Annotated in this window: 8 protein-coding genes; all 8 read left to right on the top strand. The window is 59.8% G+C overall.

Features of this window, described 5'->3' with window-relative positions:
- The first annotated feature begins 278 nt into the window (after nt 1–278).
- The 8 genes from DKK74_RS02040 (at nt 279) to DKK74_RS08725 (ending at nt 16,502) form a co-directional block, all read left to right on the top strand.
- Nucleotides 279–4,100, top strand: coding sequence for an RCC1 domain-containing protein (locus DKK74_RS02040; RefSeq protein WP_110412535.1), 3,822 nt, complete (start codon nt 279–281; stop codon nt 4,098–4,100).
- 300 nt (nt 4,101–4,400) lie between these two features.
- On the top strand, nt 4,401–4,598 hold the full coding sequence (locus tag DKK74_RS08730; RefSeq protein ID WP_110412534.1) for a hypothetical protein: 198 nt from the start codon (nt 4,401–4,403) through the stop codon (nt 4,596–4,598).
- 13 nt (nt 4,599–4,611) lie between these two features.
- Nucleotides 4,612–8,247, top strand: coding sequence for an RCC1 domain-containing protein (locus DKK74_RS02030; protein ID WP_309146452.1), 3,636 nt, complete (start codon nt 4,612–4,614; stop codon nt 8,245–8,247).
- A gap of 470 nt (nt 8,248–8,717) precedes the next feature.
- Entirely contained in the window at nt 8,718–12,452 is a 3,735-nt protein-coding gene (locus DKK74_RS02025; protein ID WP_110412532.1) for an RCC1 domain-containing protein, read from the top strand.
- Between the two features lie 1,187 nt (nt 12,453–13,639).
- On the top strand, nt 13,640–14,611 hold the full coding sequence (locus DKK74_RS02020; RefSeq protein ID WP_181414874.1) for an ABC transporter ATP-binding protein: 972 nt from the start codon (nt 13,640–13,642) through the stop codon (nt 14,609–14,611).
- 5 nt (nt 14,612–14,616) lie between these two features.
- The gene (locus DKK74_RS02015) at nt 14,617–15,384 is read left to right on the top strand and encodes an ABC transporter permease (RefSeq protein ID WP_181414873.1); all 768 of its coding nucleotides are present in this window, start codon (nt 14,617–14,619) and stop codon (nt 15,382–15,384) included.
- A 7-nt stretch (nt 15,385–15,391) separates the two neighbouring features.
- On the top strand, nt 15,392–16,057 hold the full coding sequence (locus tag DKK74_RS02010) for a TetR/AcrR family transcriptional regulator (protein ID WP_181414872.1): 666 nt from the start codon (nt 15,392–15,394) through the stop codon (nt 16,055–16,057).
- A 241-nt stretch (nt 16,058–16,298) separates the two neighbouring features.
- Complete coding sequence (locus tag DKK74_RS08725; RefSeq protein ID WP_181414871.1) at nt 16,299–16,502, top strand: hypothetical protein; 204 nt, start codon at nt 16,299–16,301, stop codon at nt 16,500–16,502.
- The last annotated feature ends 55 nt before the right edge of the window (nt 16,503–16,557 follow it).

The raw sequence follows: 16,557 nt of genomic DNA, 5'->3' as shown, positions 1-16,557 counted from the left end.
CTACAAGTAAAACAGCAAACGTGCGTCCCATTCTGCCTGCCGTTCGGAGCCTCCAAAGTCTTGGAACAGTAAGTAACGAAACCCGATATTCATCAACCTTCACAACCCAAATATTGCCGTTAAGAAGCCCCAGTGCAGCTATAGCCTGAGTGCTACAAGGCCAGGTGTGATAAAGTTGTTTCAGATTGTCGGGATTGTACCTGGCCTACGGCTGGCCTGAAGGATGGGGATATCCGATAGCCTGGCCGCTATTCCTGGGGAAGGGGATCGTAATTAGCATGCGTCGGCATTCGTGCACAACAGGTAGACCAGCTATGGCCGTCAGTATTCTGCTCGCCATAATCCTGCCCGCAAGCCTTATCGCAGGCAGTTTTGCCACAGCTGACACTGCTGAAAGCGAGCCTAGTGCTGCCGACACTACCGCGCCAGCCGCACTAGGAGGCACCGGGGGGGGGGGTCGTCAGACCCCTCGCGTAGCTAAGCAAAATTTCGGCATTTCCTCCAGTAAGGCAACATCGCTCGGCACACCGCCAACACCTGAATCTCCACTAGCTTCACCATCTCCGCTAGCCACATCCTCCCCTCTACCCACTTCTTCTCCTCTTCATTCCACGCCAGGGAAAACAGGCACCGAAGGCAGCTCCCACCATAACCTCCCACAAACGCGCTCAAACACCCAATACACCGTTACTTTCAGCAATCCCCTAGGCACCGATACAACCCAGACAATCACAGATGGCGAGCGCGCAATACGGCCGGCCGACCCAACCAAGGACGGCTACCTTTTCGACGGATGGTTCACCGGCAATACCTCCGTCGCTTATGACTTCAACCAGCCGGTCACCGACAATCTCACCCTCACCGCCAAGTGGACCAAAGGCTCTGAAACCTGGAGTATCAGCCCTGATCACGGGCCCGAAACCGGCAATGCCAAGGCCACTATTACGCCGCCTACAAGGCAAGACATCAGATTCAGCCAAATCCAAGCAGGCAACAGCCACTCTCTGGCCATAGGCTCGGACGGGAACCTCTACAGCTGGGGCAGCAACCAAAATGGACAGCTGGGCCGCAACATCGGATCGGCCACATACGATGCCAAGCCAGGCCTGGTCGCCAAACCCGCAGGAGCATCAGGCGACTTTACCTGGGTGCAGGCCAGCGCAGGATACGATCATTCCCTGGCCATAGGCTCGGACGGCAACCTCTACAGCTGGGGCATCAACAGCTTCGGTCAGCTGGGCCGCAGTATTGATTCAGCCAACAGTGCCCAACCTGGTCTGGTCGCCAAACCCGCGGGAACTTCAACAACCTTTACCTGGTCGCAGATCAGCGCCGGCGGTGAATTCTCTCTGGCGATCGGTTCCAACGGCGTTTTGTACAGCTGGGGATGCAACCAATGGGGACAGCTGGGAATCGGCATCCGAGACTCGCAGACCCATATCACACCAAGTCCTATCAAGAATCCGTCAACAGCAACCATCACATGGAATAAAGTCAGCGCAGGGTACGACCATGCATTGGCCATAGGCTCAGATGGCAGCGTCTACAGCTGGGGCGGCAACAACCATGGACAACTGGGAAACGGCGACTCAAGCTCCTACTGGAGCACTACACTCGTAAAACCTCAACTGCCCGATACCGTCACCATTACCCAGATCAGCGCAAAAAGCGACTCCTCCCTCGCTCTCACCTCTGATGGCACCCTGTACGCCTGGGGATGGAACGACAATGGACAGATAGGACGAGGGGCTACCGGATCCAGCGCCTTCTATGTCAATCCAGACAAGCTCACCGTGAGCGGAGTCAGCTTTACGCAGGCCGGCGCCGGAAGAGGAACTACCTTGGCTTTGGGATCCGACGGCAAGCTCTATGGCTGGGGAAAGTACGGGGGAACGCCCATAACCGGCACTCCCAGCCAGGTCAGCTTCACACAGGTCAGCGCTGGCGACGATTACCTTTTGGTCTTAGGCTCGGATGGCAACCTCTATAGCTGGGGCAACAACAAGTATGGCCAGCTAGGACTCACCGACAATGTCGACACATCAACAGGTATCCGAACCCCAAAGCTCACACCCTTCCCTGAAACTGCCACTCTCAGCTCAGTCGACTTCGGCGGAACGGCAGGAACGAATCTGACTGCGAACACGGACGGCACTTGGAGCGTCACCACGCCCAAGCATGCAAGAGGCAAGACGGATGTCACCGTCTCCTGGAGCATGAACGGCCAGCAGCCCGATGTGCACCTGACCTATCGATACTTTGGTGTTTACAATATCGCGTTCTCTTCCGATGGTGGCTCCTGCCCAGCACCCTCAGGCATGCCCAAAGATCAGTCCGCAACTGAGGGCGAGCAGGTCAAGCGCCCGTATCCTGACCCGCAGGCGGCCGGCTGCCTGTTCGACGGCTGGTTCGTCAAGGACGCCAACGGCGATTCCAATGTGGCTTACGATTTCAGCCAGCTCGTCACCAAGAATGTAACGCTGGTCGCGCATTGGAGCCTAGCCGACACTCGCGGCTGGTCGATCAACCCTGACAAGGGCAACGTGCTGGGCGGCCAGCAGGTGACCATTACGCCTCCCAAAACCAGCCGCGGCGTCCGCTTCAACCAGATCAGCGCCGGCGGATCCAAAAACAGGGAGATGCGCGGCTTCTCGGTGGGCGTGGCCAGTGACGGGAATGCCTACGCCTGGGGCAACAACAATTACGGGCAACTGGGAACCGGCGACAACAAGCAGCAAGACAGACCAACCGAGGTCCTCAAGCCGGAGGGTGTAAAAGAAGGCTTCACCTACACGCAGATTTCGTCAGCGGGAGCGCACACTCTGGCCATCGGTTCCAATGGCATCCTCTACAGCTGGGGGCGCAACGATTTCGGCCAACTGGGCAACGGCAGCACGGACACAAGCGTCCACGCCAAGCCGGAAGCTGTCATCAACCCCAGTACGGGCCAGCCGTTCCAGGCCGTCCAGGTCAGCGCCGGAGCCTGCGACTCGGTCGCCATCGATACCACGGGCAAGGTCTACAGCTGGGGAAGCGAAACCACAACCCTCGGCGATAGCGTCAGTACTGCAAATTCCGTTGCCAAAGCGAAGCCCACCCTAGTGGCCGATCCGGGCGGTACCGACCAGGGTCTGCATGCGGTCCAGGTCAGCGCCAACTGGAGCTTCATCATGGCCTTGAATGCGGATGGCAACATCTACGCCTGGGGATACAACAACTGGGGGCAGTTCGGCAACGGGTCCTCGACCAACAGCACTTGGACCACTTACTCCTCCACCCCTACATTGGTGCGCGATCCCACGGATACCAGCAAAGGACTGCAGGCCACCCGGATCAGCGCGGGCGCATGGCATGCCTTGGCCATAGGTCAGGACGGCACGGTATGGGCATGGGGAATGGACAACAACGGCCAGCTTGGTTTCAGCACCGACTATCAGACGTTGCCCAAGCAGGTACCCAATCTTAAGGCCCAGCAGGTCAGTGCAAGCACATGGAATTCCTTGGCAATAGGTCAGGACGGCACAGCCTGGGGTTGGGGCAACAACGCCAATGGCCAGCTCGGCGACGGCACCACCAGTAAGCGGACCACGCCACGGCCGGTCTTAGCCCCTGCAGATCAGAGCGGCTCCGGCACTGGGTTTGCATCCGTACGCATCAGTGCAGGATGGGGCCATTCCGTGGCCATCGGCCAGGACGGCAAAGCCTACGCCTGGGGCGACAACCGCTACAATCAGCTTGGAGCCGAGCAGAGCCTGACGCAAAGCCGCACCCCGACCCTAGTAGCCTTCAATCCGACGTTGCTAATCACTGGTGTCAAGTTCGACCAGGCGGCGGTCAGCTTCCTGCAGCAGAATTCTGACGGGTCCGTCTCTTTCGCTACGCCTGTCCATAATCCTGGGCAAGCCGACGTGGTCGTGGACTGGACCCTGGACGGCATCAGCCAGACCCAGACGCATTTGGCCTACACCTATGAAGGTGTCCTGCCCCTGACGGGAGGCAATGGCAGCATGATCCTCCTGCTCGCCGCCGGACTGCTGGCCGCAGCCGGCGCCATCGCGGCCGGACGCCACCGGCGGGAAACCCGCAGCCTGCACGTCTAGAATCTTCACCCGAGTAAGCAGCCGGACTAAACCCCAAGTTAGCCCAGCCGAAGGGTGGCCCCGCAGTCCCCAACACAACGGAGCCACCCACCTCTTTGTATGTGATTTCTTAGAAGAATGCAGGAGTCCCGGAAAGCAGGTCTGTAAGGCATCGACAGGCTGATGCTTACGCCCAAAGCGCGCCTGCTGTGGTAACCTGTCTTACGTGAGCCGGGATTGTGCCCGGCATGCGGCTTTCAGCCGGGACAGGGGGCGTCTTGGACATAGCCGCGATTCCAGGGAAAGGGGATTCCGCTTAATATGGGTCAGCATACCAACACACCAAGCCGCCCAGCAGCGACCATTAGTTTGCTGCTCGCCCTCATTCTGCCCGCCAGCATGATCGCCGGCAGCCTAGCCGTGGCCGACACCACAACCAGCCAGCCTGTCATGGCCGACGCGGTGGCCATGACAGAAAACACCGGGGGGGGGGGGTCGTCAGACCCCTCGCGTAGCTAAGCAAAATTCTGACATTTCCCCCAGTAACGCAATATCCACAACCAGCCGGCCATCCCTATCCGCACCCTCGCCCCTGAACACAGCCTCCCCACTGACACCCACGCCTTCACCCCTAGCCACGTCTTCATCGCCGAAAGCTACAACATCTAAATCTGGTAAGAGCAACGACGATCCGCCTCAGACGCGATCAACAAAGCACACCGTCACCTTCAAAGATGACAACACAACTCTCAGCAAGCAATCCATTGCCGACGGCACCCGCGCCAGCCGGCCTCCCAAGGATCCAACCAGGGACGGCTACCTGTTCGACGGCTGGTTCACCAAAGACGCTAAAGGCGACTCCAACGTGGCCTACGACTTCAGCCAGCCCGTCACCACAGACCTCACCCTGACCGCCCACTGGACCAAGGGAACCAGCATCTGGAGCCTCTCCCCCACCTCAGGGCCAGCCGCGGGAGGCGACAAAACCACCCTGACCACTCCCACAAAACCAGACATACGGTTCAGCCATATCAGCTCAGGGAGCAATTTTATCCTGGCCCTGGGATCGGACGGCAACCTCTACAGCTGGGGCAGCAACGGCGATGGTGAGCTAGGACGCGACACCAGCAGCACACCTAACAGCATACCAGGGCTGGTTACAGCACCGGATGGCGTCCGCTTCACCCAGACAAGCGGAGGGCTAGGCCTTTCCCTGGCCCTGGGATCGGACGGCAATATCTACAGCTGGGGATACAACAGCGAGGGTCAACTAGGACGCGACACCAGCAGCAAAGACAGCACGCCAGCCGACAGGCCGGGCCTGGTCGCCCCGCCGGCAGGCGTCCGCTTCACCCAGGTTAGCGCCGGCTTCACGCATTCCTTCGCCTTCGGCTCGGACGGCAACCTCTACAGCTGGGGAGACAACAGCGACGGCCAGCTGGGACGAGATACTGGATCAGCCAAATATGACACCACGCCAGGCAAAGTGCCCCTGCCAGCAGGTGTCGCGAGTTTCACCCAGGTCAGCGGAGGAACTTTCTACTCCCTGGCTATGGGCTCGGACGGCAACCTCTACAGCTGGGGCACCAACACCTTCGGCGAGCTGGGACGCGATACTGGATCAGCCAGAAGCGACTCCACACCGAGGAAAGTGTCCATACGGACAGGCGTCGCAAAATTCACCGCTATCTCCGCAAAGGGATGGTGTTCCTTGGCTATGGACTCGGACGGCAACCTCTACAGCTGGGGGTACAACCTCTACGGCGAATTGGGACGCAAAACCGATAATCCCACAATAAACGTTGTGCCAGTCAAAGTAACAATGCCGGCAGGCATCACGAGATTCATCTGGTTCGCCGAAGGAACGGAACACACTCTGGCTATGGGCTCGGACGGAAACCTCTACAGCTGGGGATGGGACTACTATGGCCAGCTGGGACGCGAGAACAACAACACGTCAGACAGCACTCCACGCAAAGTGATGATGCCGGCAGGTGTCAGCTACATCCAAGCCAGCGCAGGAGAGGCCTTTTCTGTGGCCATGGGCTCAGATGGCAACCTCTACAGCTGGGGAGACAATGAAAGCGGCCAGCTGGGACGTGATACCGGCGACAGCACCCAGAACACCAGCTCAGCCAAAGTCACCTTCCCGGAGAATCCTAGGCCCGTCAGCGTCAGTTTCGGCGGGATACCCGGCACGAATCTGACGGACAACAAGGATGGCACCTGGAGCGTCTCCACGCCCCCGCATGCAGGAGGCAAGACCGACGTAACAATCAACTGGAATATGAATGGCCAGCAGCCCGACGCGCACCTGGACTACACCTATATCAGCTCCTATACGGTCGCCTTCGACAGCGCCGGCGGCAAGCCGGCCCCAGGCCAGCAGCGGATCACCGGAGGCCAGCAGGCCACACGCCCGACCACGGACCCGGCCAAGGACGGCTTCCTGTTCGACGGCTGGTTCCTCAAGGACACCAAGGGTAAATCCGATGTGGCGTATGATTTCAGCCAGCCGGTCACCGCGGACATCACCCTGGTCGCGCATTGGAGCCCCGCCAACACCGGCGGCTGGTCGATCAGCCCAGACAAGGGCAACGTGCTGGGCGGCCAGCAGACGACCATCACCCCGCCCAAGCTCAGCCGCGGCATCCGCTTCAACCAGATAAGCGCCGGTGGCTTCCAGGCCGGGGACTTCCAAGGCTTCTCCGTGGGCGTGGCCAGTGACGGGAACGCCTACGCCTGGGGCAGCAACCAGTACGGGCAGCTGGGCCAGGGCACCGCCGGCAGCACTCCGCAGAAGACACCGGTCAGGGTCCCTCTGCCGGCTGGCGTGGATTCCAGTTTCACCTACACACAGGCCGTGGCGGGCGGCTACCATGTGCTGGCCGTCGGCAGCGACGGCATCGTCTACGCCTGGGGCGCCAACAACCACGGGCAGCTCGGCAACGGCAGTGTGGACACGCAAAACCATTCCAAGCCGCAGCCCGTCAAGGACACGGACGGCCAGCCCTTCAAGGCCATCCAGGTGAGCGCCGGCGCCTACGACTCGGCGGCCATCAGCCCGGATGGGCGCGTCTACACCTGGGGCAGCGAAAACAACAACTTCACCGCATACAGCACACCCAAACCGACCCCCACCCTGGCCAAGGACCCCAACGGCTCCGGCCAGGGGCTGTACGCGGCCCAGGTCAGCCTGGGCTGGAGCTTCATCATGGCCATGGACACGGACGGCAGCCTCTACACGTGGGGATACAACAACTACGGGCAGTTCGGCAACGGCACAGCCACGGGGGTATACAGCACCACGTACGCCGCCAACCCGGCACGCGTGCCCGACCCCAAGGACACGAGCAAGGCCTTCAAAGCCACGCAGGTCAGCGCCGGAGCCAACCACGCCCTGGCCATCGGCCAGGACGGCACCGCCTGGGCATGGGGGTACAACGACCACGGGCAGCTGGGCGACGGGTCGACAACCAGCAGGTCCACCCCCAAACAGATCCAGGATCCCGCAAACCCAGGCCAAGCATTCCAGGCCGCATGGGTCAGCGCCGGCGTGCACCACTCCCTGGCCGTCGACCGGAACGGCGCGGCCTGGGCCTGGGGATGGAACAGCGACGGCCAGCTCGGCGACAACACCACCAGCGACCGGCCCGCGCCCACACGCGTATCGCCGCCCGCAGGCCAGGGCAGCGCCGGCACCGGGCTCGCAACAGCACGAACCAGCGCAGGACGAAACCACTCCCTGGCCATCGGCCAGGACGGCAACACGTACAGTTGGGGCGACAACCAGTACGGCCAGCTCGGCACCGGAAACGACACGACACAGAGCCGCACCCCGGCCCTGGCCGCCTTCAACCCCAAGCTGCTGATCACCGGCGTCAAGTTCGACAAGACCGTCGTGAACCCACTGGTGCAGCACCCTGACGGGTCCGTCACCCTGGCCACCCCCGCCCACAGTCCGGGACTGGCCGACGTGATCGTGGACTGGACCCTGGGCGGCAACGGCCAGACCCAGGCGCGCCTGGCCTACACCTACGAAGGCACCCTGCCACTGACGGGCGGCAACGGCAGCATGATCCTCCTGCTCGCCGCCGGGCTGCTCGCCACGGCCGGCGCCGTCGCAGCCGGACGCCACCGGCGCGAAACCCACAGCCTGCACGCCTAGAATCTTCACCCGAGTAAGCAGCCAGGCCGCACCCCAAGACGGCCCGGCCAACCAGGGTGGCCCCGCAGTCCCCAACACAACGGAGCCACCCACCTCACTTCATTAGAATCCCACTCCCACGCCAACCCCATCTGCAGCGATAACGAACAATCAGGATGATGCCTGATACAGACTTATAGCTCGCTTCTCCTAGGCCCTGACAAGGTCTGCATAAATAAGTCCGCCGGAGTGATAAAGTTATTGCAGATAAGGCCGGGATTGAGCCCGGCGTGCGGCAGGGGATCCGGACTGGGGAGTTCCGGGCATGAAGCCGCAGGTCCTGGGGAAGGGGATCATGCTTAACATGCGTCAGCATACGAACACGCATAGCCGTCCGGTTATAACCGCCAGCCTTCTGCTCGCCGTCATCCTGCCGGCAAGTCTGATCGCCGGCGGTCTCGCTGCGGCCGACACGGCTACTAGCGAGCCTGTTGTGGCCGGCGCGAGCGCGCCTGCCACAACAGGCGGCACCGGGGGGGGGGGGTCGTCAGACCCCTCGCGTAGCTAAGCAAAATTCCGGTATTTCCCCCAGTAAGGCAACGTCTCCAACTTCACCCCTCTCTACACCATCGCCCCTAACAACAACCTCCCCGCTAAATACAGCGCAGCTGCCGTCACCCACCATCCCAACACCTAATAAAAGCGTTGATCAATCACAACCACGATCATCCGCTCAACATACCGTCACTTTCAACGACCCTGAACAGCAAACCAGCACAGAACAAAAAATCACGGACGGAAACCGTGTAAAGAGACCCGCAAATCCCTCAAGAATCGGCTATGTGTTCGACGGATGGCTCATAGGAGACACACCCGTCGCCTATGACTTCAGTCAGCCGGTCACCAGCGATATCACCCTGACAGCCCACTGGATACAAGGCTCCAGCACGTGGAGCCTCGATCCCGTCCATGGACCCGCGAGCGGCAACACCAAGGTCACTCTTACCCCGCCCGTCATACCCAATATTCGGTTCAGTCAGATCAGCGCAGGAAATAACTTTGCTGTGGCATTGGGATCAGACGGCAACATCTACAGCTGGGGTTCCAACCAGAAAGGCCAGCTTGGTCGAACAGCCAGCAGCAGCCTATACGATCCAAACCCCACACCCGGCAAGGTCGACAGACCCGCAAACGTACCATCCGACTTTACATGGGTTCAGGTCAGCGCAGGAAACACTTTTGCCCTGGCTCTCGGTTCTGATGGCATTCTCTATAGTTGGGGAGACAACGACTTATATGAGCTTGGACGCGACGGTGTTTACAATCTCTTCGGCGGTGACCAAACACCGAGGCCTGTAGACAAGCAAGACACCATCAAATTCACCCGCATCAAAGCAACAGCAAACCACGCTATGGCTTTTGATTCCCTTGGAAATCTCTACAGCTGGGGGTGGAATGAGTATGGACAACTGGGTCATGATGGGGAAACTCAGCAAGTCAAAGAACCGGCTAAGGTCGACAAACCTGCAAATACATCATCCGATTTCTCCTGGGTTCAGGCTAACGGAGGGTTCTACGATACGATTGCAATCGGTTCAGACGGCAACCTCTACAGCTGGGGAAACAACGACTTCGATCAACTGGGCCGCGACACCACTAATACAAGAAAGAATCCTATTCCTGGCAAGATTGACAAGCCCGCAGGTGTTCCCAGCGACTTCACATGGCTCCAGACGGGATCAGCCCATTACAATTCCATGGCCCTTGGCTCGGATGGAAACATCTATACCTGGGGTTCGGATCTTCAAGAAGTCATGCTGGGACGCGACCTGAGCCTCAATGCCGCCAATCGTCCGGCAGCTGTCTATAAACCTGCCAACATCAACTACATTGACTGCATGACGACTGACTACCACTCTGTGGGGCTCGGCTCAGACGGCAACCTCTACAGCTGGGGAACAGACGGAGACGGCGAGCTTGGACACGCTACACCAGTAAGCGGCCCAGGAATTGTGACCAAGCCAGACAGTAACCAAAATGACTTCACCTGGAAGCAGGCCAGCATAAACAATGGCTATACCATGGGACTCGGCTCAGACGGCTACCTGTATACCTGGGGCTTTAACTATTACGGCGAGCTAGGGCACGGCGCCGCCGGCGATAAAGAACGCGGAGTAGTGTCGACCCTCGGCACACCCGACCTCACTGGCATTAAGTTCGACGGAACCGCTATTAAAGACCTGTCGAAGAACACGAATGACAACGCTTGGAGCGCCACTGCCCCGCCGCATGCAAAGGGGAAGGCGGACGTGACTGTCCAATGGACCATAAATGGGGCGTCGCAGCCGGATGTGCATTTGACCTACCGATACGACGGACCAAAATACACTGTCTCCTTCAGCAACCAAGACAACTCCTGTCCGACGTCTTCCGACATGCCCCAAAACCAGTCCGTTACTGAGGACGGGCAGGCAATGCGCCCGTACCCCGATCTGAAGGCGGACGGCTGCCTGTTTGATGGTTGGTTCCTCAAGGATGCCAATGGCAAATCCGATGTGGCGTATGATTTCAGCCAGCCGGTCACCGCGGACATGACCCTGGTCGCGCATTGGAGCCCTGAGAAAGATTCCGGCTGGTCGATCAGCCCGGGCAAGGGCAACGTGCTGGGCGGCCAGCGGGCGACCATCACCCCGCCCAAGGCCAATAGAGGCGTCCGCTTCAGCCAGGTCAGCGCAGGCGGCTACCAGATGAGTGATGCGAAAGGCTTCTCCGTGGGCGTGGCCAGCGACGGGAACGCCTACGCCTGGGGCAGCAACCAGCACGGGCAGCTGGGCATCGGCAACACAACCAAGCAGAACAAGCCGGTTAAAATCCCCTTGCCGGACGGCGTGGATTCCGGGTTCACCTACACGCAGGTCGCGGCAGGGGGCTTCCATGTGTTGGCCATCGGGAGCGACGGCATCGTCTACAGCTGGGGCGCCAACGACCACGGCCAGCTGGGCGACGGCACCACCACCGAGCGTTCCAAGCCGCAGCCCGTGCCGGACCCGAACGACACAAGCCAGCCGTTCAAGGCCGTCCAGGTGAGCGCCGGCGCCTACGACTCGGCGGCCATCAGCCCGGACGGGCGCGTCTACACCTGGGGCAGCGAGGGCAACAGCCGCGACGGCGTCTTCCCCAGCTTCACCCAGCCGCGGAAGACGCCGACCCCGGCAGCCGCCCCCGACGGATCCGGCCAGGGGCTGCAGGCGGTGCGGGTCAGCCTCGGCTGGAGCTTCATCATGGCCTTGGACGCGGACGGCAACGTATACGCCTGGGGATACAACAACTACGGCCAGCTCGGCAACAACAGCACCAGCAGCACCTACACAGCCACGCCCACCAGGGTGCGCGACCCGAACAGCCCCAATGACCCCAATAAAGGATTGCAGGCCACGCAGATCAGCGCAGGCACGGACCATGGCCTCGCCATCGACAGGAACGGGACCGTCCTGAGCTGGGGGCACAACAACCAAGGCCAGCTCGGCAACGGCTCCACCTACGACAAGCTCGTCCCCGAACCGGTCAAGAACCCGGGTGGAAGAGGCAGTTTCACCGCCGTCGGCATCAGCACAGGAGTCATATACTCCCTGGCCGTCGACAGCTCCGGCAACACCTGGGCATGGGGATACAACGCCTACGGCCAATTAGGCAACGGCGACGTCTTTGCCCTGCTCACGCCAACAAGCGTGCGAAGCCCCGACCCGTCCGCCGGCGCCAGCGCATCCCTGCAGGCCACGCGGGTCAGCGCGGCGCAATACCATTCCCTGGCCATCGGCCAGGACGGCAACGCCTACGCCTGGGGCGACAACCGCTTAGGCCAGCTCGGCAACGGAAGTCTGACGCAGAGCCGCACCCCGACCCTGGTCGCCTTCAACCCGGCACTGCTGATCACCGGCGTCAAATTCGACAAGACAGCCGTGGACCCCCTGGTGCAGAACCCCGACGGGTCCGTCACCCTGGCCACCCCCGCCCACAATCCTGGACTGGCCGATGTCATCGTGGACTGGACCCTGGGCGGCACCAAACAGGAACCCGCACACCTGGCCTACACCTACGAAGGCGTCCTGCCCCTGACGGGCGGCAACGGCAGCACGGTCCTCCTGCTCGCCGCCGGGCTGCTCGCCGCAGCCGGCGCCGCCGCAGCCGGACGCCACAGGCACGAAACCCGCGCCCTGCACGTCTAGAATCCTCACTCGAGTAAGCAAGCCGGGCCGCACCCCAAGACGGCCCGGCCAACCAGGGTGGCCCCGCCAATCCCCCAACACAACGGAGCCACCCACCTCTTTCATACCGTCCCTAGCTCGCTGTTTTCTCCTGCCCAGTTATAGATGAGCAATAAAAGAGCCTTGACGAGTTCATCAGATCATCGAGTCCTTTTTAGGCTATTACCCGTATGGATAGCACACAGTGGAGTTTTGCAAAGTTGAGAGCTTTCCCTCATAAACACTTGCAAAACAATCTTCGACCAGAGATTGCTACTGTCATTGTTTCAACTGAATCCTAAAAGCTGGTGTCCGCAAAATTGTAAGTCCTCAGTGCAGGACCAGAACGACAGCGAACCCGAGGCAGAGTGGAGCGCAGAAAATCGTGCCCCGGTGGGCAGAAAGAGTGTCTGGCCCACACTTGAACAACAAGCCCGCTACATTGAAGTCCCCCACCGTCCGCAGAGCAAAGACCGCCCCGGCTATCTAGGGCAGAGCCCTTGACAACCGGAGTCCAGACTTTTAAACGTTTCAGCAAGATAAGGACGATCAGAATCATAAAAGCCCGGATTGCCATCAAGACTTCAAGAAATTCAGCTTCTTATTCGTGCGCGAGGATTAATCGAACAACATAGGCCAGTAATTGTGTTTGCATTCAGGCAAGATCCGATTACTAAACAGCTTGCTACCAAGCTTCCAGTACCTGTAAAAGCAGGCGGTGACTGCGGAGAGCACGGTGTCAATAGCATCCAACAAGCCGGCACCCGTAGACATAGATCACCTATCATTTCTTCGTCGAAGAGTAGTTATCGGATTCCCAACACTGCCAACGAAAATCATAGTACTCACTGCAATAATGAGGAAAAACACACTCTCCCTAACGTCTATTGGTAAAGTGTCTGCGAGCGCGCCGAGACCGCCCCGACAGAGATCAGAAACACTTTACCGATAAATGCCGCCGATAATTACTGCAGATAAATCAACATTGTTGGATCACATTGCGCGAGAGAATACACAAATCCTCATTAAAGGCTGAAATCCCTACTCGGTTCCATATTCATAATCACCACCAAGAGCTGATGCCGCAGACACGATGATGCGAGATTAATTGTTAACGATGTTATTATAGTTTACATTGTTAATCAGCAACAATCATTGGGAGGTATACCTTGCATCCTGCAAGAACCAATTCAGGGGAATACGCCCTGTCCTGTCAACAGGTGCGCAAATCATTCGGGAGCAGGCAGGTGCTCAAGGGTGTGGATCTTCAGGTCAGACGCGGAATCATCCTGGGTCTGCTGGGCCGGAACGGAGCAGGAAAGTCAACCCTGATCTCGGCCTTGACCGGACTGGGTGAGCCGGACTCGGGCCACATCACAGTCGAGGGACACAACCCCTATCGAACCTCTTCACGCATTTTCGGCCGGGTCATCGGACTCGCGCCCCAGGACCTGGGCATCTATCCCCACCTCAGCGTCCGAGACAACCTGCGCGGCATGGCCGGTCTGCAAGGACTGAACGCCAAACAGGGCAGCAAAAGAGCCGACGAACTGATAGAGCTCATGGGGCTGGCATCCCAGTCAGGAACATCAGCCGAGAATCTATCGGGAGGGCAGAAACGACGCCTCCACACCGCCATGGCGATGGTCCACAATCCCCCGGTGCTCTTCCTGGACGAACCGACGGTCGGCGCCGATGTGGAAGCACGCGCCAGAATACTCGACATGGTCAAGGCCATGAGCCGGCAGGGCACCACCATCATCTACACCACTCACTATCTCAAGGAGTTGGAAGAGATGGGCGCGGACCTCGCCTTCCTGATCGACGGGCGAATCCAGGTCCAGGGCTCCCTGCAGGAGGTGCTCCACAAATATGCCCGGGCATCCCTGCGCATCTCCTTCGTCGGTAAGGCCCCAGGCAAGATCCCCGGATGGCAGATGACAGAGGGTTTCCTGGAGCCCGATCACCCGGTTTCCAGCCCAGAGCAGGAGCTGGCCCGCCTCTTGCAGGAGCCGGTCATGAAAAATGCCCGTCTGGCATCAATCACCATCGTCCAGCCTGACATCGAATCGGCCTACATGACCGTCATGGGTACATCCTCAAGCGATCCGGCCGGGTCACGAGCATGGGAAGACAGGTGAGCGCCATGCATTTCAACGGATATCTAGCGGCGTTCCGCCTGAATTTCAAAATCGAGCTGCGAAGCATCTGGCTGCAGGCGGTCATCGTGGCCATTCCACTGATCATCATCCCCTTCATGCTGCCCTCCTACCGGGACTCGCTGAGGGCCCAGGGGCATCTGGGCGCCAATGGATCCGAGCAGGCGCTTCCTGGGTTCGCCATCCTTTTCGCCATGTTTTCCCTGCAGCTGGTCCTCCAACTCTTCTTCCAGGAGCATGAATGGCACACCTGGGACAGAATGCGGGTGTCGGCGGTCTCCCTCTTCGACCTGGTCATGGCCAAACTGAGCGTGTCCTTCATGGTGCAGGTGGTCCAGGTCTCTCTAGTCATGCTGATCGGGACGGCGCTCTACCACTATCGGCCTAATGGATCAGTCCTGGCCCTGGCCGCGGTCTGCCTGCTCATTTCAATTGTGCTGACCCTCTTCGGCCTGTTGCTCTACATCTTCTCGTCCTCCCAGAACATGGCCATGTCCTTCAACAACATTCTTGGCATGCTCCTGGCTGGCATGGGCGGAGCCCTCAGCCCTGTCTCCGGATTCCCGGACTGGGCACAGAAGCTGGCCAAGGGCAGTCCCGTCTACTGGGCCATGGATGCCGTAGGAAAAATCAATTTCGACCATGCCGGAATGGCGGATGTATGGCCTGACCTGCGTATCCTGCTGGCCTTCCTGCTCGCCCTGGCTCTTCTGGCAACGGTACTATTCAAGAGAGGAGTACAGCGGAAGGAGTGAGGAAGGCATGGCTGACCCACCCAAGGCACCCGTCAAGACGACGCTCAACCGCGACTATGTTCTGCGCTCTGCCCTATATTTCGTCGACGAGCACGGACTGGAGGCCCTGAATATCCGCGCCCTGGGCAAGCAGATGGGGGTGTCCGGGCCAGCCATCTACCGCCATGTGCCCAGCAAGGCCGCCCTGCTAGATGGGATCGTCGAGCTCATCTGGCAGTCAGCCACCGACCTCGACTCCATACCCCAGGGCATGGGATGGCGGCAAGCGCTGGAAGAGGTCATGCTCCAGGTTCACCGGACGCTGCTTTCGCATCCCCGGGCGCTCCCGCTCATGGCCACGCATCCCATCAACACGGACCAGTCCTTCCACATGGTCAGCACCTGGTTGAACCAGCTGACCACCCATGGGCTCAAGATCGATTCAGACACCATCCACCTGCTCAACAGTCTGGCCGGACTGACCTTGGGTAGCGCCATCGCCCAGGCCTCTCCCCCGGTCGGCGGTGCGGGTGGCCGGACCAATACGGAACTTGCAAAAAAGCTGGCCGAGGATACCCAAGGATTTGATGATCTGAAGAGGCTGTTCGATTCTCCGGGCGACGGAATCAGTGCACTTATGGAGACCAGCTACCGCAAGGGCCTGCACGCCCTGATCGCCGGTTGGCCTGCCTGATCCGGAACTGCCGACCAATTCAGCGGGCCACTGCATCAGAAGTCCTGTTTGGCGATGTTCCCTCGACATTCCACCTGAGAGGATTTTATCCTCAGGTAGTATAGTTGGAGGATGCAGGGCTTTCTGTTCACACCCTCATGAAAAGGGATGGGGACGCGCAAAACGTCTAGGAAGCCTCCGAGGGTGTCTTACCGGCAGGGGTCGGCAGCGTCAGCCTTTGGGGAAGGGGATCATGCTTAATATGCGTCAGCATCAGCACATGTCGATCAGACCAGCTGCAGCCGTCAGTTTTCTGCTATCTGTCATCCTGCCTATAGGCCTCCTTGCCTGCACCAGCGCCGATGCCAGCACTACGGCCAGCGAGTCTGATGTGGCCGGTGCCAACGCGCCGACCACATCAGAAGGCACCGGGGGGGGGGGGTCGTCAGACCCCTCGCGTAGCTAAGCAAAATTCCGGCACTATCTCCAGCAAGGCAACGCCAGCCACCATATCAAAAACA

This window comes from Bifidobacterium asteroides (assembly GCF_003202755.1).
In the GTDB taxonomy this organism is placed as follows: Bacteria; Actinomycetota; Actinomycetes; order Actinomycetales; family Bifidobacteriaceae; genus Bombiscardovia; species Bombiscardovia asteroides_F.
Note: the sequence above shows the minus strand (reverse complement) of the source record. Positions and strands in the feature narration are given on the sequence as shown.